The sequence below is a fragment of the Streptomyces sp. NPDC087428 genome (genome assembly GCF_044744085.1).
Classification (GTDB): Bacteria; Actinomycetota; Actinomycetes; order Streptomycetales; family Streptomycetaceae; genus Streptomyces.
This window is the reverse complement of the sequence record NZ_JBIUXR010000004.1, coordinates 380506-403666: the sequence shown is the minus strand read 5'-3', so window position 1 is coordinate 403666 and position 23161 is coordinate 380506. Positions and strand designations below refer to the sequence as shown.

Annotated in this window: 24 protein-coding genes; 14 read left to right on the top strand and 10 right to left on the bottom strand. The window is 71.7% G+C overall.

Annotated elements, in window-relative coordinates; translation table 11 throughout:
* The first annotated feature begins 176 nt into the window (after positions 1-176).
* The 4 genes from ACIO3R_RS11275 (at position 177) to ACIO3R_RS11260 (ending at position 3752) form a co-directional block, all read left to right on the top strand.
* Positions 177-431, top strand: coding sequence for a WhiB family transcriptional regulator (locus tag ACIO3R_RS11275; protein WP_385027308.1), 255 nt, complete (start codon positions 177-179; stop codon positions 429-431).
* Between the two features lie 74 nt (positions 432-505).
* The gene (locus tag ACIO3R_RS11270; RefSeq protein WP_385027305.1) at positions 506-823 is read left to right on the top strand and encodes a YkvA family protein; all 318 of its coding nucleotides are present in this window, start codon (positions 506-508) and stop codon (positions 821-823) included.
* A 149-nt stretch (positions 824-972) separates the two neighbouring features.
* On the top strand, positions 973-3141 hold the full coding sequence (locus tag ACIO3R_RS11265) for a discoidin domain-containing protein (RefSeq protein ID WP_402105182.1): 2169 nt from the start codon (positions 973-975) through the stop codon (positions 3139-3141).
* A gap of 101 nt (positions 3142-3242) precedes the next feature.
* The gene (locus ACIO3R_RS11260) at positions 3243-3752 is read left to right on the top strand and encodes a DUF664 domain-containing protein (RefSeq protein ID WP_402105180.1); all 510 of its coding nucleotides are present in this window, start codon (positions 3243-3245) and stop codon (positions 3750-3752) included.
* Between the two features lie 6 nt (positions 3753-3758).
* On the opposite strand, the gene ACIO3R_RS11255 is transcribed toward ACIO3R_RS11260, so the two are convergent.
* A complete protein-coding gene (locus tag ACIO3R_RS11255; RefSeq protein ID WP_402105179.1) occupies positions 3759-4577 on the bottom strand; it encodes an AraC family ligand binding domain-containing protein in 819 nt (272 codons plus the stop codon).
* 142 nt (positions 4578-4719) lie between these two features.
* Here ACIO3R_RS11255 and ACIO3R_RS11250 point away from each other — a divergent pair, with 142 nt between their 5' ends.
* Positions 4720-5151: a DUF2000 family protein gene (locus tag ACIO3R_RS11250; protein ID WP_385040400.1), complete on the top strand. Its 432-nt coding sequence runs from the start codon at positions 4720-4722 to the stop codon at positions 5149-5151.
* Positions 5152-5211: 60 nt separating this feature from the next.
* Here the strand turns inward: ACIO3R_RS11250 and ACIO3R_RS11245 are convergent, their stop codons facing one another.
* From ACIO3R_RS11245 to ACIO3R_RS11225, 5 genes are all read right to left on the bottom strand, one after another.
* Entirely contained in the window at positions 5212-6261 is a 1050-nt protein-coding gene (locus ACIO3R_RS11245; protein ID WP_385040402.1) for a polyprenyl synthetase family protein, read from the bottom strand.
* The gene (locus ACIO3R_RS11240) at positions 6258-7322 is read right to left on the bottom strand and encodes a tetratricopeptide repeat protein (RefSeq protein WP_402105176.1); all 1065 of its coding nucleotides are present in this window, start codon (positions 7320-7322) and stop codon (positions 6258-6260) included. Before ACIO3R_RS11240 ends, ACIO3R_RS11245 begins: the two co-directional genes overlap by 4 nt.
* A gap of 228 nt (positions 7323-7550) precedes the next feature.
* Positions 7551-8843 (bottom strand): phosphoribosyltransferase family protein, encoded by a 1293-nt coding sequence (locus ACIO3R_RS11235; RefSeq protein WP_402105174.1) that lies wholly within the window; start codon positions 8841-8843, stop codon positions 7551-7553.
* A gap of 176 nt (positions 8844-9019) precedes the next feature.
* Complete coding sequence (locus ACIO3R_RS11230) at positions 9020-9712, bottom strand: formylglycine-generating enzyme family protein (RefSeq protein WP_402105172.1); 693 nt, start codon at positions 9710-9712, stop codon at positions 9020-9022.
* A 57-nt stretch (positions 9713-9769) separates the two neighbouring features.
* Positions 9770-10162: a nuclear transport factor 2 family protein gene (locus ACIO3R_RS11225; protein WP_402105170.1), complete on the bottom strand. Its 393-nt coding sequence runs from the start codon at positions 10160-10162 to the stop codon at positions 9770-9772.
* A gap of 70 nt (positions 10163-10232) precedes the next feature.
* Here ACIO3R_RS11225 and ACIO3R_RS11220 point away from each other — a divergent pair, with 70 nt between their 5' ends.
* The 6 genes from ACIO3R_RS11220 (at position 10233) to ACIO3R_RS11195 (ending at position 15371) form a co-directional block, all read left to right on the top strand.
* Positions 10233-10796, top strand: a complete 564-nt coding sequence (locus ACIO3R_RS11220) for a PadR family transcriptional regulator (protein ID WP_402105168.1) — start codon at positions 10233-10235, stop codon at positions 10794-10796.
* Between the two features lie 40 nt (positions 10797-10836).
* Positions 10837-11538, top strand: coding sequence for an alpha/beta fold hydrolase (locus tag ACIO3R_RS11215; protein WP_402105167.1), 702 nt, complete (start codon positions 10837-10839; stop codon positions 11536-11538).
* A gap of 120 nt (positions 11539-11658) precedes the next feature.
* Positions 11659-12336, top strand: coding sequence for an ABC transporter permease (locus ACIO3R_RS11210; protein ID WP_402105166.1), 678 nt, complete (start codon positions 11659-11661; stop codon positions 12334-12336).
* Positions 12333-13010 carry an ABC transporter permease gene (locus ACIO3R_RS11205; protein WP_402105165.1) on the top strand — a complete coding sequence of 226 codons (678 nt, stop codon included), beginning with the start codon at positions 12333-12335 and terminating at the stop codon, positions 13008-13010. Before ACIO3R_RS11210 ends, ACIO3R_RS11205 begins: the two co-directional genes overlap by 4 nt.
* Positions 13007-13960, top strand: a complete 954-nt coding sequence (locus ACIO3R_RS11200; RefSeq protein ID WP_402105162.1) for an ABC transporter substrate-binding protein — start codon at positions 13007-13009, stop codon at positions 13958-13960. The genes ACIO3R_RS11205 and ACIO3R_RS11200 overlap by 4 nt, the downstream gene beginning before the upstream one ends.
* 262 nt (positions 13961-14222) lie before the next feature.
* The gene (locus ACIO3R_RS11195) at positions 14223-15371 is read left to right on the top strand and encodes a serine hydrolase domain-containing protein (RefSeq protein WP_402105160.1); all 1149 of its coding nucleotides are present in this window, start codon (positions 14223-14225) and stop codon (positions 15369-15371) included.
* A gap of 42 nt (positions 15372-15413) precedes the next feature.
* Here the strand turns inward: ACIO3R_RS11195 and ACIO3R_RS11190 are convergent, their stop codons facing one another.
* The gene (locus tag ACIO3R_RS11190) at positions 15414-16577 is read right to left on the bottom strand and encodes an ABC transporter ATP-binding protein (protein ID WP_385041702.1); all 1164 of its coding nucleotides are present in this window, start codon (positions 16575-16577) and stop codon (positions 15414-15416) included.
* 105 nt (positions 16578-16682) lie between these two features.
* On the opposite strand from ACIO3R_RS11190, the gene ACIO3R_RS11185 reads away from it, so the two are divergent.
* Positions 16683-17978: an alpha/beta fold hydrolase gene (locus tag ACIO3R_RS11185; protein WP_385041704.1), complete on the top strand. Its 1296-nt coding sequence runs from the start codon at positions 16683-16685 to the stop codon at positions 17976-17978.
* Positions 17979-18068: 90 nt separating this feature from the next.
* On the opposite strand, the gene ACIO3R_RS11180 is transcribed toward ACIO3R_RS11185, so the two are convergent.
* Both ACIO3R_RS11180 and argG read right to left on the bottom strand, forming a co-directional pair.
* Entirely contained in the window at positions 18069-18641 is a 573-nt protein-coding gene (locus ACIO3R_RS11180; RefSeq protein ID WP_402105159.1) for a rhodanese-like domain-containing protein, read from the bottom strand.
* A gap of 183 nt (positions 18642-18824) precedes the next feature.
* On the bottom strand, positions 18825-20276 hold the full coding sequence (gene argG / locus ACIO3R_RS11175; RefSeq protein ID WP_385343170.1) for an argininosuccinate synthase: 1452 nt from the start codon (positions 20274-20276) through the stop codon (positions 18825-18827).
* Positions 20277-20427: 151 nt separating this feature from the next.
* Here argG and ACIO3R_RS11170 point away from each other — a divergent pair, with 151 nt between their 5' ends.
* Together ACIO3R_RS11170 and ACIO3R_RS11165 are read left to right on the top strand one after the other, a co-directional pair.
* Positions 20428-21159, top strand: a complete 732-nt coding sequence (locus ACIO3R_RS11170) for a PIG-L deacetylase family protein (protein WP_385036756.1) — start codon at positions 20428-20430, stop codon at positions 21157-21159.
* Between the two features lie 88 nt (positions 21160-21247).
* Entirely contained in the window at positions 21248-22081 is an 834-nt protein-coding gene (locus ACIO3R_RS11165) for an enoyl-CoA hydratase/isomerase family protein (protein ID WP_385036758.1), read from the top strand.
* A 1-nt stretch (position 22082) separates the two neighbouring features.
* Here the strand turns inward: ACIO3R_RS11165 and ACIO3R_RS11160 are convergent, their stop codons facing one another.
* Complete coding sequence (locus ACIO3R_RS11160) at positions 22083-23045, bottom strand: SDR family oxidoreductase (RefSeq protein ID WP_402105156.1); 963 nt, start codon at positions 23043-23045, stop codon at positions 22083-22085.
* Positions 23046-23161: the final 116 nt, after the last annotated feature.

The following is a 23161-nucleotide window of genomic DNA, read 5'->3' as shown; positions in this document are numbered from 1 at the left end:
GCCGTCACCGTGCCCGGACACAAGGTTCGCTGACTTCCATGGTCGCCCCGGACCCGCCGCCCCCGCAGCTCCGGCGGATCCAGAGATCCGGCCGCAGGGGGTTTCGGAAGCCTCACGACGGTCACCCGCAGCGTACTGAGCCGAACACCCGAACACGACCGTCAGGAGTGAGACCCATGGAGAACTGGCGCGAGCACGCGGCCTGCCGCGACGCCGACCCCGACCTCTTCTTCCCCATCGGAAGCACCGGTCCCGCGCTCGTACAGACCGAGGACGCCAAGGCCGTGTGCCACGGCTGTCCGGTACGGGAGGCGTGTCTGCGGTGGGCCCTGGAGAACGGCCAGGACTCCGGCGTGTGGGGCGGCCTGGGGGAGGACGAGCGGCGCGCGCTGAAGCGCCGCAGCCGCAGGCGGGCCAAGGAGCACGGATGACGACGAGGGCACTGTCACACCGCCGGCGGCCCTTCCACGTGATGATTCACCGGCCGGCGGGTACACGATGAGGCATGGACACCACGGTCTGGCTCATCATCGGAGCGGTTCTCGCGCTGCTCACCATGGGTGTCGCCGGCGTCCTCCTGGTACGGGTGTTCCGCGCCAGGAAACTGCTGGTCGACGCCGGAATCCCGCTGCACAACAAGGCGCTGGTCTGGGCGGCGGTGATCTACACCGTGTCGCCCGTCGATCTGCTGCCGGACCCCGTGTACCTCGATGACATCGGCTTCCTGATGCTGGCGCTGCGTTCCCTGCACGCCGCGGCACGGGCCGCCGGGGCCGGCGGCCCGGCCGAGCGGGCGGGGGAGACCCGGCACCTCGTGCCGTAGGACGCGTTACCGGCCTCGCGCGGACGGTTCACCGAACCGGACGCGTCAGTCTCGTTGACAGCTGAACGGGTACACGTCACTCTCCTGGGAGAGCGCTCTCCCATTCGGTTACGGGACATCGGTCCCGCACTCTTCTGCCAGGAGTGAATGTGCACAGACCTAGCGCAGCCCTGCCCGCGAGACCGCGTTCGGGCACGCTGCTGATCACCCTTCTCGCCCTGCTCGCGTCGTCGCTCGTGATGCTCACGGCGTCGTCCGCCGGAGCCGCCGAGACCCTGCTCTCGCAGGGGAGGACCGCCACCGACTCCTCCCACGAGGGCGAGGGCTACGCGGCCTCCGCCGCCGTGGACGGGAACCTGACCGGCACCCGCTGGGCCAGCGAATGGCGCGACCCGCAGTGGATCCAGGTGGACCTGGGTGCCACCGCGGACCTGAGCCGGGTCGTCCTGACCTGGGAGTCCGCCTACGGCAAGGCGTACGAGATCCAGGCCTCCGACAACGGCTCCGACTGGCGCACCCTGAAGACCGTGACCAACGGGGACGGCGGCACCGACGAACTGGCCGTCTCCGGCTCCGGACGGTACGTGAGGATGTACGGCACCGCCCGGGCCGGCGGGTACGGCTACTCCCTGTGGGAGTTCCAGGTCTACGGCACCACCGGCCCGCCGCCCGCCACCGGCGGCGCCGTCCGGGTCACCGGATCGCAGGGCAACTGGCAGCTGACCGTCGACGGCAAGCCCTACCAGGTCAAGGGACTGACCTGGGGACCGTCCGTCGCCGACGCGGCACGCTACCTGCCCGACCTGAGGTCGATGGGCGTCAACACCATCCGTACCTGGGGCACCGACGGTTCCTCCAAGCCGCTGCTGGACGAGGCCGCGGCCAACGGGATCCGGGTCGTCAGCGGCTTCTGGCTCCAGCCGGGCGGCGGTCCCGGCAGTGGCGGCTGCGTCAACTACCTCACCGACGACGCGTACAAGGCCTCCTCGCTCACCGAGTTCGCCAAGTGGGTCGACACGTACAAGAACCACCCCGGCGTGCTCATGTGGAACGTCGGCAACGAGTCGGTTCTCGGCCTCCAGAACTGCTACAGCGGTGACGAACTGGAGAAGCAGCGCAACGCCTACACCACCTTCGTCAACGACGTGGCGAAGAAGATCCACACGATCGACCCCAACCACCCCGTGACCTCCACCGACGCCTGGACGGGAGCCTGGCCCTACTACAAGCGCAACGCCCCCGACCTGGACCTGTACTCGGTCAACTCCTACGGCGACATCTGCGGGGTCCGCGGGGCCTGGGAGTCCGGCGGCTACACCAAGCCCTACATCATCACCGAAGGCGGCCCGGCCGGTGAGTGGGAGGTGCCCGACGACGCCAACGGCGTCCCGGACGAGCCCACCGACGTACAGAAGGCCGAGGGGTACACCAAGGCCTGGAACTGCATCACCGCGCATCAGGGCGTCGCGCTGGGAGCCACGCTCTTCCACTACGGAACCGAGCACGACTTCGGCGGCATCTGGTTCAACGTGGTGCCCGACGGCAAGAAGCGGCTCTCGTACTACGCGCTGAAGAAGGCGTACACCGGATCCACCGCCGGCGACAACACCCCGCCGGTCATCAGCGGGATGACGGTCCAGAACGCCAACGGCGCCCCCGCAGGGCGCGAGTTCACCGTCGGAGCCGACATCCGGGACCCGGACAACGACGCGCTGACGTACAAGATCTATCTGAGCGGCAACTACGCCACCGGTGACAAGGCCCTGGTCGAGGCCACCTGGCGGTCCACCGGCAACGGCACCTTCGCGGTGACGGCGCCGGCGCGGCTCGGGGTGTGGAAGGTCTACATCCAGGCCGAGGACGGACACGGCAACGCCGGCATCGAGACCAAGTCCGTGAAGGTCGTCGTGCCGCCGGTCACCGGCACCAACCTGGCCCTCGGACGGCCGGCCACCGCCACCTCCGCCCAGGCCGGCAGCACCGGCTGCCCCTGCACCCCCGCGATGGCGGTCGACGGCAGGATGGACACCCGCTGGGCCAGCGACTGGAGCGACCCCCAGTCGATCCAGGTCGACCTCGGTGAGCGGAAGTCCTTCCGCCACCTCCAGCTGGTGTGGGACCCGGCCTACGCCAAGTCGTACGAGGTACTGGTCTCGGACGACGGCAGCAACTGGCGTTCGGTGTTCTCCACCACCACCGGGAACGGTGATGCCGACGATCTCGACATCGCCCAGACCGCCCGCTACGTGAAGCTCAACCTCACGCAGCGGGGCACCGCTTGGGGCTACTCGCTCTGGGAGTTCGGGATCTACGGCTGATCACCCGGGCGGCGCCGGTGAGGCATGTTCACCTCACCGGCGCCGCCCGCCGGGGTGTGTCGGTGGCGGGGCCGGGGCAGGAGAGCGGCCATGGTGAGGACATGAACGTCGCAGACATTTTGGTGGACGGGTTCACCCGCGTCCGGGAGACGGTGCACTCGGCCGTCGAGGGCCTGGAACCCGACGACCTCCACGCCCGGCTCGACGAGGGCGCGAACTCGATCGCCTGGCTGGTGTGGCACCTGACCCGTGTCCAGGACGACCACATCGCGGACGCGGCCGGGACCGAGCAGATCTGGTTCACCCAGGACTGGCCGGCCCGCTTCGATCTGCCCTTCGCCAAGGACGCCACCGGCTACGGGCAGACCAGCAAGCAGGTCGAGGCCGTACGGGTGGGCTCGGCGGAACTGCTGATCGGGTACTACGACGCGGTGCACCTCCAGACCGTCGGCTTCGTCCAGGGCCTCGACGGCAAGGCGCTGGACCGCGTCGTGGACGAGGCCTGGTCACCGCCGGTCACCCTGGGCGTACGGCTCATCAGCGTGCTGTCGGACGATCTCCAGCACGCCGGACAGGCCGCGTTCGTCCGCGGCTCACTGGAACGCCGGTAGCCGTCGTCAGGCGGCGGGCGGGGTGAGCGGCCCCCGGGTGCGGGCGTAGTGCCCCGGGCTGGTGCCCACGACACGCTTGAAGTGACGCGCCAGATGGGACTGGTCGTAGAAACCGGCGCCCGTCGCCACCTCGGGCGCCGGCCGCCCCTGGAGGAGCAGCCGGCGCGCGAGGTCGACACGGCGCCCCGTCACGTACTGGTGCGGCGCCATCCCGAACTCACGGCTGAAGGCCCTTACCAGATGCGTGTGGTGGGCGTGCAGACGCAGCGCGGCCTCCTGGAGGGTGATCCCCTCCACGAACCGTTCGTCGAGCAGATCGCGCAGCCGGTGCGCGACCCTGCGGTCGTGCACGTACCGGACGGGTTCGAGCCGGTTGCGCAGATGCTGGTCGAGGCGCTCGGCAACCAGGGCGAGCCGGCTCGCCGCCTCCAGCTCGTCGCCCGGTTCGGCGAGCGTCGTGTGGAGCCGGGCGATCCGGCGGCGCAGCGCCGGATCGTGCAGCACGGGGCTGTCGACGGCCATGCCGATCAGTTCCTCGTCGACCTGCGCGGTGTTGAGATACAGGACGCGTTTGCGGAAGCCCTCTGCGGTCGCGGCGCCGCCGTTGTGCGGGATGTGCGGCGGCAGGAGCGTCACCACATGGGTGAGCACTCCGTGCTCGTGGTGGTCCAGGTCGTAGCGGACCATGCCCTCGTCCACGATGAGCAGGGTCCACGCGTCGTGCGTGTGCATGGGGTAGGAGTGATCGATGAAGTGGGCGTGGAAGACCTCTTCGATTCCCTCCACGGGCGGACACCACGCGGTGATGTCCGGACGATCAGCCATGACCCGATCGTACGCCCGGCGGACGCGGTGCCCGCCCCGGTGCGGCGGTCGCGGGGCGGGCACCCGGGACAGCGCCGCACCGGGGCGGTCGTGCAAAGTTCGTACAAGACAGCCGGGGGGACGGCCGGGCAGGCTCGGAGCCATGACAGATGATCTCGCCCCCGTCCGCTTCGACACCAAGATCGCCGTCCTGCTCCGGGACGACCTGCACACCTGGCAGCGGCTGAACGTCACGGCCTTCCTGGTCAGCGGCCTCGGCACGGCGGTGCCCGAACTGGTCGGCGAACCGTACGCCGACGCCGACGGCACCCCGTACCTGCCGATGTTCCGTCAGCCGGTCCTGGTCCTCGAAGGAGGGAAGGAGATGCTGACGACGGCCCACACCCGTGCGGTCGGCCGGGGCGTGGCCCTGTCGGTGTTCACGTCCGACCTCTTCTCGACGGGCAACGACCGGGACAACCGGGCCGCCGTCCGGGCCGTGCGGCGGGACGCGATGGACCTGGTCGGGCTGGCCGTCCACGGCCCCCGCAACGCCGTGGACAAGATCCTCAAGGGCGCGTCCATGCACTCCTGAGCGAGGTCACGGCCGGCCCGGTCCAGCGCCCGCCGGAGCGCGGCGGGCCGGCCCGGCCGGTCACACCGTGCGTTCGACGAAGAACGGCAGGAGCGCCAGGAGCTCCCCGACGGCGTCCGGCTCCAGCGCGACGCTCTCCAGGCAGGCGCGGGCGTTCTCCAGATGCCGGTGCGCCTCGGCCACGGCGGCCGCGCGCCCGCCGGCCTCCTCGACCAGACCGGCCGCCCGCCGGGCCGCACTGCCGTCGAGCGGCTCGCCCGTACGCAGCAGCGCGCCCAGTTCCAGCGCTGCCCGGTCGCCCGCGGCGAGCGCGGTCAGGACGGGGTAGGTCTTCTTCTGCCGGCGCAGATCGCTGTGCACCGGCTTGCCCGTGACCGCCGGGTCGCCCCAGATGCCGAGCACGTCGTCCATGGCCTGGAACGCCACCCCGAGATGGCGCCCCGCCGCGGTGAGGGCGTCGGCCTCCGTCCGCCCGGCCCCGCCGAGCACGGCGCCCAGACCGGCGGCGCAGCCCAGCAGCGCGCCCGTCTTGCGCTCGGCCATCAGCCGGTACTCGTGCGGCCGCACGGCATCGGGACCCGTCCAGGGCCGGGACTCGAAGAGCAGGTCGTCGGCCTGCCCGCGGACCAGGTCGTTCAGCGTCCCGGACAGCAGCCGGACCGCCGGTACGCAGTGCGCGCCCGGGGCGTCGGCCAGGGTCTGCACGGCGAGTGCGAAGAGCGCGTCACCCGCGAGGACGGCGGGCCCGGTCCCGTAGGCCTTCCAGGCGGTGGCGCGCTGCCTGCGGGTCTCGTCGCCGTCCATGATGTCGTCGTGGAGCAGGGAGAACGTGTGGATCAGCTCGACCGCGACAGCGCCCCGCACCGCGCTCTGGGCCTTCGCGCCGACGGCCTCCGCACCGAGCACGGTGAGGGCCTGCCGGATCCCCTTGCCCTGCGCACCGGGGACGGCCCGGCCGTCGGGCCCGTCCCAGCCGAGCGAGAACGCGGTGATCTCGGCGTGCCACGGATGCAGCTGCCGCACGGCCCGGCCGAGAGCCGGACGGACAAGGGCGCGGCAGCGGGCGAGGATCTCCTGCGCTGTGGCCCGCTCGGCCACCGGGGGCGTCATCGGCGGCCCTCTTCCTCGGTCACCGTGTCACCGGCCGGTGACACACCGAGTTCCGCGTAGGCCTTGTCGACCATGTCACGGGCGTTGAGCAGTCCGATCCGGTCGAGCGTGACGCGCAGGCCGTCCAGCTCCGCGGCGGTCTCCGCGGGGTCGCGGCCCAGCCGGGCGAGCGACTTCGCCAGACCGAGGCGGGCCAGTGCCTCGCCCCGGGGTTCCGTCATCGCGCTGAACTCTCCCAGCGCCTCCTGGTAGACCTGCCGGGCCTCCTCGTACCGCCCGGCGCGGTAGAGCACATTGGCGCGCATCTTGTGGTTGTAGGCGAGGGCGCTGGACAAGTTCATTTCACGGCAGGTGAGTTCGGCCTCGGACAGCAGGGCGAGCGCGCGTTCCGGGGCGTTGTCCCGTACGGAGATGATGTCGGCCATACCGCGCAGCGCCCAGGCCCGGCCGCGCCGGTCGTCCGCGTTCCCGGCCAGTTGCGCGGCTTCCTCGAACATCTCCAGCGCGGTGTCGAACTGGCCGGTGTTGCGATGTATCTGCGCGATGCCCTCCAGGGCCCAGACAGTGTGGCGCGCCTCGCCGCGGGCTCGCGCCTCGGCGAGCAGTTGCTCGTGCAGTACGGCGACGGTCCGGTAGTCGCCCTGGATGCGCCCGGTCTCCGCGAGCCCGGCGAGCGAATAGCCGCGGGCGACCACATCGCCGCCGTTCTTGCCCAGTTCGGCCGCCAGCCCCAGCAGGCGGAAGGCGAGGCGCAGCGCGCCCCGCTGGCGGGCGAGCGTCCCACCGCTCCACAGCGCCCACGCCATCGCCCCGGTGTCCTCGGCCGACCTGGCCGCCCGGTAACTGGCCTTCCAGGCACGGTCGGCGTCCTGCACATGGCCCAGCCTGCGGTGTGCCTCGGCCACCGCGAGGCCGGTGCGGGCCACCTCCTGCTGGGATCCGGAGAGCTCGGCCGCCCTCAAGTGGCGTTCCCCCTCGGCCAGTACGTCGGTGAGGGAGGCGTTCACGGACATCTTGGTGAGGGCGCCTTGGTACTCGGGCGCCAGTGCTTTGCTCTGCATGGGGGCCTTTCGCGGGCGAACGGGCCGGCCGCATCAACTATACGCCCAATGTATACATTCAGTGCATAGTTGATCGGTACTCTGACCTGCGCGCTCATGGGGGGTCGGACGAAGCTTGTCGTGTGCGGCGTGCCGCCTTGTTGTGGATCAAGACGGCGGATGCGCGCCGAGGGTTGCTTCGCGATCGGCCATTCCGTACAGAAATTCGTCTCGGAGGCGGTCGCCGGGTCAGCCGGACCGGTCCGCCAGGTGGTCGATGAACCACTCCCGGGCCAGCTCGGCGACCTCGTCCAGCGTGCCCGGCTCCTCGAAGAGGTGCGTCGCACCCGCGACGACGTCGAGCCGGTTCTCGCAGCGCAGTTCCGCCTGCGCCCGCCGGTTCAGCTCCAGGACCCGGGCGTCGCGGCCGCCCACAACGAGGAGTGTCGGCGACCGGACGTCGCCGAGGGCGGACCCCGCCAGGTCGGGCCGGCCGCCGCGGGAGACGACCGCACCGATCCCGGTGCCGCGCTCCCCGCCGGCGGCTGCCGCCGCCCGCAGCGCGGCCGCCGCTCCGGTGCTCGCGCCGAAGACGCCGATGGGAAGGGACTCGCGGCGTCGCAGCCAGCCGGTGGCGTCCACCAGCCGTTCCGCCAGGGTCCCGATGTCGAAGACGTTGGCGCGGACCGCTTCCTCGGCCGGTGTGAGCAGGTCGAAGAGCAGGGTGCCGAGGCCCGCCCGGTTCAGTGCCGCCGCCACCGAGCGGTTGCGCGGGCTGTGCCGGCTGCTGCCGGAGCCGTGCGCGAACACCACGAGGGCGCGGGCCGAACCGGCCACGGTGAGCTCACCCGGCAGCACGACGCCGCCCGCCTCCACGTCCACCTCGACGGCCGTCCGCCCGGAGCCCCGGTCCGCGGCCCGAGCCAGCAGGGCGACGACCTCCTCGTCCGGGGTCTGGCCGAAGTCCCGGTACCACTCACCCACCGCGGAGAACCGGGGCGGCGTGGACAGGCACACCAGCGCGTCCACCTGGCCGCGCAGCCTCTCGGCGGCGTCCGGCGGCGCCACCGGAACGGCCAGTACGACGTGGGCCGCACCCTGCGCACGTGCCACCTCGCACGCGGCCAGGGCGGTCGCGCCGGTCGCGATGCCGTCGTCCACGATGATCACGCGGCGCCCGTCGAAGCGGATGCGCGGCCGGTCGCCGCGGAAGGTCCGGGCCCGCCGCAGCAGCTCAACCGTCTCGGCGCGCTCGACGGAGGCGAGATCCGCCGCCGAGGCCCCGCTACGGCGCAGGATGTCCTCGCTGATGACCCGTACACCGCCCTCGCCGATGGCGCCGAAGCCCAGTTCCGGGTGGTGGGGGACGCCGAGCTTGCGGACCACGATCACATCGAGCGGTGCGCCGAGCTCCTGGGCGACCCGGAAGGCCACCGGTACTCCGCCGCGGGGGAGACCCAGCACGACGGGATCGCCCCCTGCGAGGGGGCGGAGAGCCTCGGCGAGCCGTTGTCCCGCGTCGGCGCGGTCGGAGAACAGCACGGGGACTCACCCCAGACCGGGAGAGGGGAGGCGGCTACCTGCACACCTTCTCCGAATCAACCCCATGCACCGCGGGCCCGCAAGCCGACGGCGTCTGCCGTTCCGTCGTTCCGTCGTTTCGCCGTTCTGTCGGAACGGCGGATCGACAGACGCCGCGGGCGACGCCGCGCGGATCGTCACAGGACGGAACGCGCCACCCGGAACCCCGTGTCATCGATCCGGAACGTCGGGTGGCTGCGACGCCGCACCGAGGCCCGGCAGCTCCAGCGCTCGTCGAACCAGCCGCCGCCGCGCAGCACCCGGTAGCTGCCGTAGACCTCGGCGTCGTAGACGTCCCAGCACCACTCCCAGACATTGCCCAACGTGTCGTACAGCCCCCAGGCGTTGGGCTGCCTCCCGCCCACCTCGCGCAGCCGCTCCAGCGAGTTGCCGCGGTGCCAGGCGATGTCGTCGAGCGGGCCGTACCGTGCGCCCGTCGTGCCGGCGCGGCACGCGTGCTCCCACTCGGCCTCTGCGGGCAGCCGGTAGCCGTCGGCTGCCGTGTCCCAGCCGACGTCCTCGGTGCTCCCGTCGCCCGCCGCGTCCTCGGCGCCGAGGCGGTACGCGGGCGTCAGTCCCTCGTGCGCCGACAGGACGTTGCAGAACCGGACCGCGTCCAGCCAGGAGACGCCCTCGACGGGCAGCCGGTCGCCCTGCGCGGCACTCGGGCGCTCGCCGGTGACCCGCGCGTACTGGGCCTGGGTGACCACGGAGGCGGCGAGCCGGTACGGGCTCAGCTCGACCGTCCAACTCCGCTGTGTGCGGCGGTCCGACAGGGTGACCTGCCCCGCCGGGACGGTGATCATCTGGATGTCCGTGTCTGTGTCCATGGGGCGGTGATCGTATCAACGCCGTTGGCGGCCCGGCCGGTTCGCCAACGGCCGTGATCAGCCCGCCGATGCCTGCCGGGTGATCTCGCCGAACCGCTCGCCCATGGCCGCGGCCAGTGCCTGTGCCGCGGAGAGGGGCCGGACCATCACCGTCAGGTCGTCGATCTCGCCCGCCTCGTTCATGTGCAGGAAGTCGCAGCCGTTGATCTCCCGGTCGCCCACTTTCGCGACGAAGACGAGTGCGTGATCGCGTCCGTCCTCGCTCCCCGTCTCCCGGACGTACCGGAAATCCGTGAACACCTCGGAGACCGCGCGCAGGATCGCGGCGGTGAGGGGCTTGCCGGGGTACGGCTTGAACGCCACCGGGCTGGTGAAGACGACGTCATCGGCCAGCATCGCCTCGATCGCGTCGAGGTCGTGCGTCTCGACGGCTTTGCGGAAAGGGTGCATGTGCCGCTCCATAGTCAATTCGTTGAATAGGTGTGAAAGAGATTAATCGCATCGGTGTTAACCTGTCCAGATGTCTCTCAAGTACGCGGTCCTGGCGGCGCTGCTGGAAGGTGAGGCCTCCGGCTACGACCTGGCCAAGGTCTTCGACGTCTCGGTGGCGGACTTCTGGTCCACCACACCGCAGCAGCTCTACCGGGAGCTGGACCGGCTGGCGGAGAGCGGCCTGATCGAGGCACGGGTGGTCGAGCAGCAGCGCAGGCCGAACAAGAGGGTGTTCACCCTCACCGGGGCGGGCCGCGCCGCGCTGGCCGCGTTCACCGCCGAGCCACCCCGCCCCACCGCCATCCGGGACGAGCTCCTGGTCATGACCCAGGCGGTGGACGGTGGCGACCGGGACGCGGTACGTGCCTCGGTGGTGGAACGCATGGAATGGGCACGCGCCAAGCTCGCCCGCTACGAACGGCTTCGGGACCGCATGCTGGACGGCCGCGACGAGGAGACCTTCGTGGCACAGGCCGGGCGCATCGGCCCCTACCTGACGCTGATGCGCGGACGGGCCTTCGAGGAGGAGAACCTGCGCTGGGGCGAGAACGTGCTGCGGATCCTGGACCGGCGGGCACTTCAACGGCGTTGAGGATCCTGTTGTTGTCAGACCCCTCGGTTAGGTTCTCCCCATGACTGAATTCGTACTGGTGGCGGGTGCCTGGCTGGGAGCGTCGGCATGGGACGAGGTGGTGCCGGGGCTGCGCGCGGCCGGGCACGGCGCCCACCCGTTGACCCTGAGCGGTGTCGCTGAGAAGCAGGGTCTCCCGGTCGGCCCGCAGACCCATGTGGCCGACATCGTCGACGAGGTGGAGCGCCTCGGCCTGCGCGATGTCGTTCTGGTCGGCCACAGCTACTCGGGCATCCCGGTCGGTCAGGCCGCCGGCCGGATCGCCGACCGGCTGGCCCGTGTCGTCTTCGTGGACGCCAGTGTCCCGGCCGACGGGGAGTCCTTCGTCTCCGCCTGGTGGCAGGGCCCGGCGGCGCTGGAGGCCGAGCTCGCGGGCAACGGCGGCGTCTGGGCGCCGCCGACCGCGCCCGACTTCGACGGCCAGGGGCTCACCGGCGAGCAGACCGCGCGGATCGTGGCCGGCGCGACGCCGCACCCGGGCGCCTCGCTGAGTGATCCCGCCAAGCTGAGCGGCCCGCTCGGCGGCCTCCCGGTCACCTACGTCAAATGCCTGCTCGACGGCCCCGAACCGGCTGACGACGTGGCCGCCTTGCTGAGCGGGGCGAGCTGGGAGCTGGTCACCCTGGACACCGGGCACTGGCCGATGTTCTCCCGGCCGCAGGAGCTGGCCCGGATCCTGACCGGGGCGGCCGCGCGGTCCTGAGCCCTACCGGGCGGCGACTGCCCGCGCACGGAACCGCCGCCCGCCCGGCACCGCCCACCTCGCCCACGAACAGGCGATCAGGACGCGCGCCCCCGGGGTGTCCCGGGCTGCAATGGACAGGTGACCGCGCCCCCGGACGATTGCCTCGCGCGCAACGAATGGATCTGCGGCGCCTATCTGACCAGTCGGCGGCACATCCTGTGGGACGCGGTACTCCAGCACGTCCAGCTGACCGTGATCGCCGTCCTCATCGGCCTGGTCCTCGCGCTGCCGCTCGCCCTCGCCGCCCGCCGCCGGCGCTGGGCGGCCGGTCCGGTGCTCGGGGTGACCACCGTCCTCTACACCGTCCCGTCCCTCGCCATGTTCTCGTTGCTGCTGCCGGTGTACGGACTCTCCGCCGCGCTCGTCGTCGCGGGCCTCGTCCTGTACTCCCTCACGCTGCTCGTACGGAACATCCTGGCCGGACTCCGAGCCGTACCGGAGGAGACCCGCCAGGCGGCACGCGGCATGGGGTACGGCCCCGTACGCCTGCTCGTCGCGGTGGAACTGCCGCTCGCCCTGCCGGCCGCCATGGCAGGCCTGCGCATCGCCACCGTCTCCGCGGTCTCCCTCGTCACCATCGGTGCGATCGTCGGCTACGGCGGTCTCGGCAACCTCATCTACTCCGGGATGAACACCTACTTCAAGGCCCAGGTACTCACCGCGTCCGTCCTCTGCGTCGTCATCGCCGTCGCCGCCGACCTGCTGCTCCTCCTCGTGCAGCGCCTGCTGACCCCCTGGACGCGGAGGCAGTCGTGAACACCCTCGCCAAGGCCTGGTCCTGGCTCACCACCTCCGCGCACTGGTACGGCGACGACGGCATCTGGACCCGGCTCGGCCAGCACCTCTACCTCACCGTCGTCTGCCTGCTGATCAGCTGCCTCATCGCACTGCCCGTGGCACTCGTGCTCGGCCACCTCGGCAAGGGCGGCGCCCTCGCCGTCAACATCTCCAACGTCGGCCGGGCCGTTCCCACCTTCGCGGTCCTGGTGCTGCTCCTGCTCACCCCGGTCGGACGGTTCGGAGAGGGGCCGACGATCGTCGCCCTCGTCCTGTTCGCCGTACCGCCGCTGCTCACCAACGCCTACGTCGGGATGCGGGAGGTCGATCAGGACGTCGTACGGGCGGCCCGGGGCATGGGCATGACGGGCAGGCAGCTGCTGTTCCAGGTCGAGGTGCCGCTCGCCCTGCCGCTGATCCTCACCGGCGTACGGATCGCGGCCGTGCAGCTCGTCGCCACCGCCACCATCGCCGCACTGGCGGGCGGTGGCGGCCTGGGCCGGATCATCACCGCCGGATTCAACCTCGCCTCCACCGCTCAGGTGGTCGCCGGAGCGGTGCTCGTCGCCGCGTTCGCCCTGATCGTCGAAGGGCTCTTCGTAGTGGCACAGCGCCTCGCCCCCGACTGGGTGCGCGACGGGAACGCCGGATGAGGGCCCGGCGCACGGCCCCGGTGCTTCTGCCGCTCCTGCTGGCGGTGACCGCCTGCACGACCGGGCCCGCGCTGGAGAACCAGGGCGCGGTCACCGCACCGCCCGGCGACAGCGAACACCTCACCATCGGCTCCGCGGGCTTCACCGAGAGCGATCTGCTCGCCCAGCTGTACGCACTCCTGCTCGACCGGGCCGGATACTCCACGAAGATCATCTCCGTCACCAACCGGGAGATCTACGAACCGGCGCTGGAGAGCGGCCAGATCGATGTCGTACCGGAGTACGCCGCCACGTTCGCCGACTGGCTGAACGCCAAGAAGAACGGCGCCGACGCGGCCCCCGTCGGCTCGCCGGACCTCGCCACCACCATGAAGGCCCTGCGTGCCCTGGCCGCACCGCGCGGCCTCACCGTCCTGGACCCCGGTCGCGCCGTCGACCAGAACGCCTTCGCGGTCACCTCCGCCTACGCGACGGCGCACCACCTGAAATCGCTGAGCGACCTGGGCAGGTCGGGGATCCCGGTCCGGCTGGCCGCGGGTGACGAATGCGTGCAGCGCCCCTACTGCGCACCCGGCCTGAAGAAGACGTACGGCATCGACATCACCGCCGTCGACCCCAAGGGCGTCGGTACCACCCCGGCCAAGCGGGCCGTCCAGAGCGGACGGGACCAGATGCTGCTGACCACCACCACCGACGCCACCCTGGACAATTTCGGACTCGTCCTGCTCGCGGACGACAAGCACCTCCAGAACGCCGACTACCTCGTCCCCGTCGTCAACCGGTCCCGGGCGGGCAGCGAGGGCGTGCGCACCGCGCTGGGCAAACTGAACACCGCACTGACCACCGCGGACCTGGCCCGGCTGAACGAGCAGGTGGACAGCTGGCGACGGCTCCCCGAGGACGTGGCACGCACCTACCTGCGGTCCAAGCACCTCATCCCGGCCGGCTGACCGTTTCCCCAGGTTCTGCCCCGACAGGTGCGCACCCTGCCCGGCCGGGCAGGGTGCGCAGCCGGTGGACGTACGGCTTCGGCGCCTCCCAAGCCGCCTCGGGCCGGTACACGCACCGTGGGGGCAAGCGCTTTCTCCCGGCGGGACCCAGGCTTTGTGCCGCGGTCCGGCCAAGAGATCCGGACCGGGGTCGGCGCGGTCCGATGAGTTCGCACCCCCGGTGGAGTCATCCTGTGGACACCACAGCTGAGAAGGCGGAGCGATGAGCACCCTGCGCGAAGTACTCGAAACGCATGTCCGTCACGGATCGGTGCCCGGCGCGGTGGGCCTGGTGGCCCGCGGCGAACGCGTCGACGTGGCGGCGGTCGGCTCCGCCTTCACGGACGGCGGCGTGCCGATGGCTCGGGACTCGATCTTCCGGATCGCCTCCATCACCAAGCCGCTCACCGCGGCGGCGGCCATGACGCTGGTCGAGGACGGCCGGATCGCCCTGGCCGACCCGGTGGGGCCTTGGCTCCCCGAACTGGCGTCACCGAAGGTCGTACGCACCCCGGACGGCCCGGTCGACGACGTGGTCCCGGCCGTTCGGCCGATCACCGTGTTCGACCTCCTCACCTTCCGTGCCGGTTACGGATTCCCGTCCGACTTCTCGCTGCCCGCTGTCGCACCCCTGTTCAGCGAGTTGCACCAGGGCTCCCCGGAGCCGGCGGCCGTCGCCGAGCCGGACGCGTGGATGGCGGCGCTGGCCCGGGTGCCGATGCTGCACCAGCCGGGGGAGGCGTGGCTGTACAACACCTGCTCCGACATCCTGGGCGTGCTGATCGCCAGGGCCTCGGGTCAGTCGCTGCCGGAGTTCATGGCGGAGCGGCTGTTCGAGCCACTCGGCATGACCGACACCGGATTCGCGGTACCCGCCGACCGGCTCGACCGGTTCACCGGCTACTACCGGGCCGGCTCGGAGGGGAAGCTCGAACTGGTGGACGCCCCCGACGGCCAGTGGAGCAGCATGCCGGACTTCCCGTCCGGGGGCGGCGGACTGGTCTCGACCGTCGACGACTGGCACGCCTTCGCCCGGATGCTGCTCGACGGCGGGGCCGTGGGCAGCCGCAGTCTGCTGACGCCCGAATCAGTACGGCAGATGACGACCGATCACCTGACACCACCGCAGCGCGCGGCCAGCGGACTCTTCACCGAAGGGCAGGGCTGGGGGTTCGGCGGCTCGGTCGACGTCGAGACGCTCGATCCGTGGAACGTTCCGGGTCGCTACGGATGGGTCGGCGGCACCGGCACGACGGCGCACATCATCCCGGCCACCGGCACGGTCGCCATCATGCTCAGCCAGGTGGCGATGGCCGGTCCCACCCCGCCCGTGCTGATGCGTGACTTCTGGCGGCACGCCACGGGCGTCTGAGCCCCGGACCGCGAAGCGTTCCGGTGGCCCCCGGCGCACCCCTCACGCGTCCGCCACCGAATCGAACTCCACCTCGTCGCGCCCGACGCCCTGCGCGTCCGCGTCCACCGACCGGCGCAGGGCCTCGTGGAGCTTGGCCGGGGTCAGTACGCCGACGAACCGTGCCCCGTCCAGCACCGCCACCCACCCGGCGTCGTGCTGGAGCATCTCGCTGAACGCCCGCTTCAACGGGGCGCCCACCGGCACCCACGCGTCCATCCGGCGCGCGAGTTCGCCCACCGTGCCGTGCTCCCCGGCGATCCGCAGCGCATCCGCCGCCACCCAGCCGTGCAGCTCGCCGGCACCGTTCAGGACCACCGCCCACCGCGAACCCGCGGCGCCGAGCCGGGCCGCCGCCACCCGGGCGGGCTCGTCCAGCCGGGCGACCGGGGGCTCCTCAAGGTCCTCCGGTTCGATCGTGGTGACCGACAGCCGCTTCAGCCCCCGGTCGGCACCGACGAACCGTGCCACGTACGGGGTCGCCGGGGACCCGAGCACGGCACCCGGACTGTCGAACTGCTCGATGCGGCCCTCCCCGTACACCGCGATCCGGTCGCCCATCCGCACCGCCTCCTCGATGTCATGGGTGACCATCAGCACCGTCTTCCTGACCGTGGCCTGCAGGCTCAGGAACTCGTTCTGGAGCCGCTCCCGCACCACCGGGTCCACCGCGCCGAACGGTTCGTCCATCAGCAGCACCGGCGGATCGGCGGCCAGGGCCCGTGCCACGCCGACCCGCTGGCGCTGGCCGCCGGAGAGCTGGGCGGGGTACCGGGAGCCGTACGTCGCCGGATCGAGGCCGACCAGATCCAGCAGCTCGGCCGCCCGCTCCCGCGCCCTGGACCGCTTCCAGCCGACCAGCGCCGGGACCGTGGCGGTGTTGTCGAGGACCGTCCGGTGCGGGAAGAGGCCGACCTGCTGGATGACGTAGCCGATGCCGCGGCGCAGCTTCACCGGGTCGACCCCGGCGATGTCCTTGCCGTCCACCAGGATGCGTCCGGAGGTCGGCTCGATCAGCCGGTTGACCATCATCATCGTGGTGGTCTTGCCGCAGCCCGAGGGGCCGACCAGGGTGACGAGCTCGCCCTCGGCGACCTCGAAGGACAGTTCGTGGACCGCCGTCGTACCGTCCGGATACACCTTGCCGACCTGCTCGAACCGGATCATGACTGCACGTTAGGAGGCGGCCGGACCCGCCGCACACGGGCCGGGACTGTCCGGGTCACGCGGGTGTGCTGAACTGTCCGGGAAACAACGGATTCAGGAGCACCCTTGAGCAGCTACCGTCAGCCCGGCCTCGTCCTCACCGACCGTCACTTCACCGTTCCTCTCGATCACACCGACCCGGGCGGTGAACAGATCGAGATCTTCGGCCGTGAGGTGGTGGCCGGGTCCAGGGCCGCTGAAGAGCTGCCGTGGCTGCTGTACCTGGAGGGTGGACCCGGCTTCGGTGCCCGGCGCTTCACCGGCGCGGAGGCCTGGCTGGGCCGCGCGGTGCAGGAGTTCCGGGTGCTGCTCCTGGACCAGCGCGGCACCGGGCTGTCCACTCCGGCGAACCGGCAGACCCTGCCGTTGCGCGGCGGCCCGCGGGAGCAGGCCGACTACCTCGCGCACTTCCGGTCCGACAGCATCGTCCGGGACTGCGAACTGATCCGCCCGCAGCTGACCGGTGGTGCCCCCTGGACGGTTCTCGGACAGTCCTTCGGCGGTTTCTGCGCGGTCCGCTATCTCTCCGCCGCGCCGGAGGGGCTCAGCACTGTTCTGATCACCGGTGGTCTGCCCTCGCTCGACGCCCACGCGGACGATGTCTACCGGGCCGCGTACCCGAGGATCGAGCGGAAGGTCGCCGCGCACTACGCCCGCTACCCGCAGGACGTCGAGCGCGCCCGCGAGATCACCGCTCACCTCGCGGAGCACCGCCCGGAGAGCGCCGGACACCGGCTGACGCCCGAGGGGTTCCAGTCGCTCGGCATCATGCTCGGCGGCGGCAGCGGCAGCCACCAGCTGCACTACCTGCTGGAGAACGCCTTCGTCCACACCCCGCACGGCACCGAGCTCTCCGACACCTTCCAGGAGGCCATGCGCACGGCCTCCTCGTTCGCGGGGCACCCGCTGTACGCGCTGCTGCACGAGGCCATCTACGGCCAGGGCGAGCGTCCCACTGGTTGGGCGGCCGAGCGGGTACGCGCCGAGTTCCCGCAGTTCGACGCGGTGACCGCGCTCCAGGGCGACGGTCCGGTCCTCTTCACCGGTGAGAGCATCCACCCCTGGCACTTCGACGTGGACCCGGCCCTGCGCCCGCTGCGCGAGACGGCGGAACTGCTCGCCACCCGCGGCGACTGGGAGCCGCTGTACGACACCGAGCGCCTGGCCGCCAACGACGTACCGGTGGCCGCAGCCGTCTACCACGACGACATGTACGTCGACACGGCCCACGCGCTGCGGACCGCCGCCTCGATCCGCGGACTCCGTACCTGGGTGACCGACGAGTACGAGCACGACGGCCTGCGCGCGGGCGGCCCGAGGGTCCTGGACCGGTTGCTCGCCCTGGTCCGCGACGAGGTCTGAGCCGCGAGGGGGGTCTGGTCCGCGACGAGGTCCGAACCGTGACGCGTCCGGGCCGCGACCGGTCCGGGCCGTCCGGCGGGCCGGCCGCGGTCAGCCCTGCAGCGCGTCCAGCGTCGCGTCCAGGTCGGCCGCCGCACGCGGATCGCGGTTGTAGGGGAGCTTGGACAGAACCGCGGCCATGCCGCAGGTGTTCGTCGCCGCGGAGAAGGCGAGACCGGCGCCGACACCGGCGGCCAGCCAGCGCGCGGCCGGGTACCTGACCCCCGCCAGCAGGCCGGCGACCACCAGCGAACCGGCGGCGAGCCGCACCTGCCGCTCCATCGGCCAGGTGGCACGGGCGCCGGAGGGGCGGTCCAGGTCGCGGCCCTCGCCCTCCCAGGCGGAGGTGCCGCCGGACAGTGTGGCGGCGTCGATGTCGGCGGCCGAGAGGATGTCGCAGGCCCGGGTGGAGCGGACCCCGGAGGCGCAGACCACGAGCAGGGCGCCGCGCGCGGAGGCCGACTTGAGTGCGGGCACCGCCTCGGAGAGGCGGTCGAGCGGGATGTTCAGGGCACCGGGAACGTGCCCGGAGGCGTACTCGCCCGGGGCCCGCACGTCGATGACGGTGAACTCCGTGAGACGGGCCGCGGCCTGGGCCGGGGAGAGGGATACGGGGCTGGTCACGAGCAGTGTTTCCTTTCGTTCACCGGGCGGGGCAGGTTCTCGGTCTCTCCTGCCCCGGACAGGCCAGGGTACCCGTCGGGGTATCCGAAGCGGCGGTGCACGAAGCCGGGCGGGCCGCGGCCCGCCCGGCCGGGGTGCCGGTGCGGCACCCCGGCCCGGCGGTCGGACGCGCTCAGGCGCCGGTCAGTCGGTGCCGAACTCCATGGCGGCACGGTCGAGCATCTGGTCGTCGTCCCCCTCGGCCCGGTCGCGGGAGGCGATGACCTCGGCGCCGCCCTGCGGCATCGCGCCGATCAGCCCTGTCGAGGCCGCCTGGGCGGCACCGATGAGCGTGGCGTGCGTATTGCCGACGATGCCGAGATCGGCGTACTGCTCCAGCTTGGCGCGGGAGTCGGCGATGTCGAGGTTGCGCATGGTGAGCTGGCCGATCCGGTCCACCGGGCCGAACGCGGAGTTCTCGGTGCGCTCCATGGACAGCTTGTCCGGGTGGTAGCTGAACGCCGGGCCGGAGGTGTTCATGATCGAGTAGTCCTCGCCGCGCCGCAGCCGCAGCGTCACCTCACCGGTGACCGCCGCGCCCACCCAGCGCTGGAGGGACTCGCGGATCATCAGGGCCTGCGGGTCGAGCCAGCGGCCCTCATACATCAGGCGGCCCAGGCGCCGGCCCTCGTTGTGGTACTGCGCGATGGTGTCCTCGTTGTGGATCGCGTTGACCAGTCGCTCGTACGCGGCGTGCAGCAGGGCCAGGGCCGGTGCCTCGTAGATGCCGCGGCTCTTGGCCTCGATCACCCGGTTCTCGATCTGGTCCGACATGCCCATGCCGTGGCGGCCGCCGATGGCGTTCGCCTCCATCACCAGGTCGACGGCGGAGCCGAACTCCTTGCCGTTGATCGTCACCGGACGGCCCTGGTCGAAGCCGATCGTCACGTCCTCGGTGGCGATCTCGACCTCGGGGTCCCAGAACCGCACGCCCATGATCGGGTCGACGGTCTCGACGCCGGTGTCGAGGTGCTCCAGGGTCTTGGCCTCGTGGGTGGCGCCCCAGATGTTGGCGTCGGTGGAGTAGGCCTTCTCGGTGCTGTCGCGGTAGGGGAGGTCGTGGGCGAGCAGCCACTCCGACATCTCCTTGCGGCCGCCCAGCTCGTGGACGAAGTCCGCGTCGAGCCACGGCTTGTAGATCCGCAGGTGCGGGTTGGCGAGCAGCCCGTAGCGGTAGAACCGCTCGATGTCGTTGCCCTTGAACGTCGAGCCGTCGCCCCAGATCTGGACGTCGTCCTCAAGCATCGCCCGGACCAGCAGGGTGCCGGTGACGGCGCGGCCGAGCGGCGTGGTGTTGAAGTAGGCACGCCCGCCGGAGCGGATGTGGAACGCGCCGCACGTGAGCGCCGCGAGGCCCTCCTCGACCAGCGCCGCGCGGCAGTCGACCAGGCGCGCGATCTCGGCGCCGTAGGCCGAGGCGCGGCCGGGCACCGACGCGATGTCGGGCTCGTCGTACTGGCCGATATCGGCGGTGTAGGTGCACGGGACGGCACCCTTGTCGCGCATCCACGCGACCGCGACGGAGGTGTCGAGGCCACCGGAGAAGGCGATGCCGACGCGCTCGCCGGCGGGCAGGGAGGTAAGAACCTTAGACATAGGAAGAGTATGCGTCATTACGCATGATCATGCAACGTGGCACCTTCGGGTGCGGAGCCGGTCGCGCCGGGGGAGTGGGGTCGCGTGTGCGGACCGGGGCCGGGGTGTGCGACAGCGGGCCGTGCCGGCCCGGTCCGGCTAGCCTGCCGGTATGACCGAGCAGCTGGAATCCATGCCCGTGGACTGGCGCCGCGCGCTCGCCGTCGTCGCCCACCCCGACGATCTGGAGTACGGCTGCGCGGCGGCCGTCGCCGTGTGGACCGACGGCGGGCGCGAGGTCGCCTATCTGCTGGCCACCCGGGGTGAGGCCGGCATCGACACGCTCGAACCGGCGACGTGCGCGCCGCTGCGCGAGCGGGAGCAGCGGGCGAGCGCGGCGGTCGTCGGAGTCTCCGGGGTGGAGTTCCTGGATCATCGCGACGGGGTGGTCGAGTACGGCCTGGACCTGCGCCGCGACATCGCGGCGGCCATCCGCAGGCACCGGCCCGAGCTGATCGTCACGCTCAACCACCGCGACACCTGGGGTGGTGTCGCCTGGAACACCCCCGACCACCGCGCGGTCGGCCGTGCGGCCCTGGACGCGGTGGCCGACGCGGGTAACCGCTGGATCTTCCCGGAGCTGGCCGAACAGGGTCTCCAGCCGTGGAACGGGGTGCGCTGGGTGGCGGTCGCCGGATCGGCCACCCCCACGCACGCCGTCGACGTCACGGCCGGACTGGAGCGTTCCGTGCGCTCGCTGCTCGCCCACCGCACGTACATCGAGGTGCTCACGGACCAGGACCCCGAGGAGTACTGCCGCACCTTCCTGACCGGCAACGCCGAGGCGTCGGCCGAGCGGTTCGGTGGGCGGCCCGCCGTGACCTTCGAGCTCTTCGCGCACTGAGGACGGGCTCTGGCCGCCTCTGGGTGTGCGGCCGTACCCTGTGCCGCACAAGCTTTCTGACGATGCGTCAGCAATGGAGGGGGCGGCCGTGCTCGACATCCTCGATCACGACATTCCGCACGGCGAGGAGCGGATCACGCTCCGGGTCGAGGACGGCGTGGGCGTGCTGACCCTCTGCCGGCCCGATCGGCTCAACGGCTGGAGCTGGGAGTCCAGCAGACAGCTCGGCATCATGGCTGACCGGATCAGGTTCGACGACGCGGTCCGGGTCGTTCTGCTGCGCGGTGCGGGCCGGGCCTTCTGTGCCGGGATCGATGTCACCGCGCCCGGTGGCGACATCACCGGGCGTTCCCCGTCCGAGCGCACCCAGAACTACTACGAGGGGATCCGCTGGGTGCACGAACGCTTTGCCGCGTTCGCCGGGCTTCCGCAGCCGGTGATCGCCGCGGTCCAGGGCTACTGTCTGGGCTTCGGTTTCGAGCTGGCGCTCATGGCCGATATCCGGATCGCCGCCGACGACGCCGTGTTCGCGCTGCCGGAGGCCGGGATCGGGGTCGCCGTCGACGCGGGCGGCGACATGCGGATCGCCCGTGAGGCCGGGGCGGGCTGGGCGAAGTACCTCGCGCTCACCGGCCGCCGGATCGACGCGGCGACGGCCGAGCGGATCGGGCTGCTCCAGGGCGTCACGCCGCCCGGTGAACTGGAGCGCACCGCGCGGTCCCTGGCCGACGCGGTGGCGGCCAACGCCCCGTTGGCCGTGAGGCACATCAAGCGTTCGGTCGACGCCTTCGCGGATGCCGGAATGGCGGCCGCGCTCGACCGTACGGCGCTGGCGGCGGCGCTCACCCTCACCTCCCGGGACTGCGCCGAGGGCTATGCGGCCAAGGCCGCCCGTCGGCCACCGCACTTCGAGGGCCGCTGAGTCACCGCGCGTCGTCGGCCGCGCTTCGGGGGCCGCCGGCTCCGTGCCCCTCGGGGCCGGGCGGCACGAAGGGGCCTCGGCCCAGTTGCTCGCGCACCGGCACCACGGGTGGGGCGACCAGGGAGCGCCGCTGCCAGTTCGCGCCGTCGACCACGAGGGAATGGCCCGTGATGAACCCGGCGTAGGGCGAGGCCAGGAACGTCGCCGCCCAGCCCAGCTCGCGGGGCAGGCCGACCCGCAGCGCCGGCTGCCGCGCGCCGTGCTCGGAGCTCGCCTCCCCGCCCCGGTCCAGGTGGCCGCGGATATCGGCGGTCATGTCCTCGTGCGGCATCAGGCCCGGCACCAGCCCGTTGATCCGGATACCGTACGGACCCCACTCCACGGCAAGGGTCTCGACCAGGTTCTTCACCCCGGCCTTCGCGGCGGCCGAGTGGGCGTAGCCGGGGCCGCCGGTCCAGGCGTACGAAGCCCCGACGCAGACGATGGAGCCCGCCGTCCCGGCCGCGAGATGGCGCCGCCCGAACTCCCGGGTCATGAACCAGGTGCCGGTCAGCGTGATGTCGAGCACCGCCCGCCAGGCGTTCGGCGACAAGTCCTCGGCGGGGGAGGGAAAGTTGGCCGCCGCGTTGTTGACCAGCACGTCCGGCGGCCCCAGTTCGGCCCCGGCCGCGTCGAACACCTCGGTGATCCGGCCGGGGTCGCGGATGTCGCCGGGGGCGGTCATGACCCGGCCGCGGGTCAGTGGGGCGAGCTCTTCCCCGGCGGCGGTCAGCCGTTCGGCGTTCCGGCCGACGAGCACCAGGTCGGCGCCCAGCCGGGCGAACTCGGCCGCGATCGCCTTGCCGAGCCCCGAGCCGCCGCCGGTCACCAGTACCACCCTGCCGTCGTACGTGCCGGGCGGTAACGCGCTCGCACCCAGCGGCGGCGGAGCGGCGAGTCCGGGGGTGTGCGTGGTCTCTGTCATGGCGCATAAGTACCGCTTCCGAAGGCAAAACTCCAGGTCCACGCAGTGATGTTGTCCAGACCATTGACATGCAAGCGCCAGGATGTTGAATTCGGTGCAGTTGTGTTGCGCGACTC

What these genes read in the sequence shown, in the direction of transcription:
- ACIO3R_RS11225 (WP_402105170.1), bottom strand. Translation starts at nt 10,162, where the DNA reads ATGCACCCTTTCCGCAAAGCCGTCGAGACGCACGACCTCGACGCGATC.
- ACIO3R_RS11160 (WP_402105156.1), bottom strand. Translation starts at nt 23,045, where the DNA reads ATGACAGAGACCACGCACACCCCCGGACTCGCCGCTCCGCCGCCGCTG.
- ACIO3R_RS11275 (WP_385027308.1), top strand. Translation starts at nt 177, where the DNA reads ATGGAGAACTGGCGCGAGCACGCGGCCTGCCGCGACGCCGACCCCGAC.
- ACIO3R_RS11170 (WP_385036756.1), top strand. Translation starts at nt 20,428, where the DNA reads ATGACCGAGCAGCTGGAATCCATGCCCGTGGACTGGCGCCGCGCGCTC.
- ACIO3R_RS11195 (WP_402105160.1), top strand. Translation starts at nt 14,223, where the DNA reads ATGAGCACCCTGCGCGAAGTACTCGAAACGCATGTCCGTCACGGATCG.
- ACIO3R_RS11245 (WP_385040402.1), bottom strand. Translation starts at nt 6,261, where the DNA reads ATGACGCCCCCGGTGGCCGAGCGGGCCACAGCGCAGGAGATCCTCGCC.
- ACIO3R_RS11200 (WP_402105162.1), top strand. Translation starts at nt 13,007, where the DNA reads ATGAGGGCCCGGCGCACGGCCCCGGTGCTTCTGCCGCTCCTGCTGGCG.
- ACIO3R_RS11240 (WP_402105176.1), bottom strand. Translation starts at nt 7,322, where the DNA reads ATGCAGAGCAAAGCACTGGCGCCCGAGTACCAAGGCGCCCTCACCAAG.
- argG (WP_385343170.1), bottom strand. Translation starts at nt 20,276, where the DNA reads ATGTCTAAGGTTCTTACCTCCCTGCCCGCCGGCGAGCGCGTCGGCATC.
- ACIO3R_RS11260 (WP_402105180.1), top strand. Translation starts at nt 3,243, where the DNA reads ATGAACGTCGCAGACATTTTGGTGGACGGGTTCACCCGCGTCCGGGAG.
- ACIO3R_RS11270 (WP_385027305.1), top strand. Translation starts at nt 506, where the DNA reads ATGGACACCACGGTCTGGCTCATCATCGGAGCGGTTCTCGCGCTGCTC.
- ACIO3R_RS11255 (WP_402105179.1), bottom strand. Translation starts at nt 4,577, where the DNA reads ATGGCTGATCGTCCGGACATCACCGCGTGGTGTCCGCCCGTGGAGGGA.
- ACIO3R_RS11215 (WP_402105167.1), top strand. Translation starts at nt 10,837, where the DNA reads ATGACTGAATTCGTACTGGTGGCGGGTGCCTGGCTGGGAGCGTCGGCA.
- ACIO3R_RS11250 (WP_385040400.1), top strand. Translation starts at nt 4,720, where the DNA reads ATGACAGATGATCTCGCCCCCGTCCGCTTCGACACCAAGATCGCCGTC.
- ACIO3R_RS11190 (WP_385041702.1), bottom strand. Translation starts at nt 16,577, where the DNA reads ATGATCCGGTTCGAGCAGGTCGGCAAGGTGTATCCGGACGGTACGACG.
- ACIO3R_RS11220 (WP_402105168.1), top strand. Translation starts at nt 10,233, where the DNA reads ATGTCTCTCAAGTACGCGGTCCTGGCGGCGCTGCTGGAAGGTGAGGCC.
- ACIO3R_RS11230 (WP_402105172.1), bottom strand. Translation starts at nt 9,712, where the DNA reads ATGGACACAGACACGGACATCCAGATGATCACCGTCCCGGCGGGGCAG.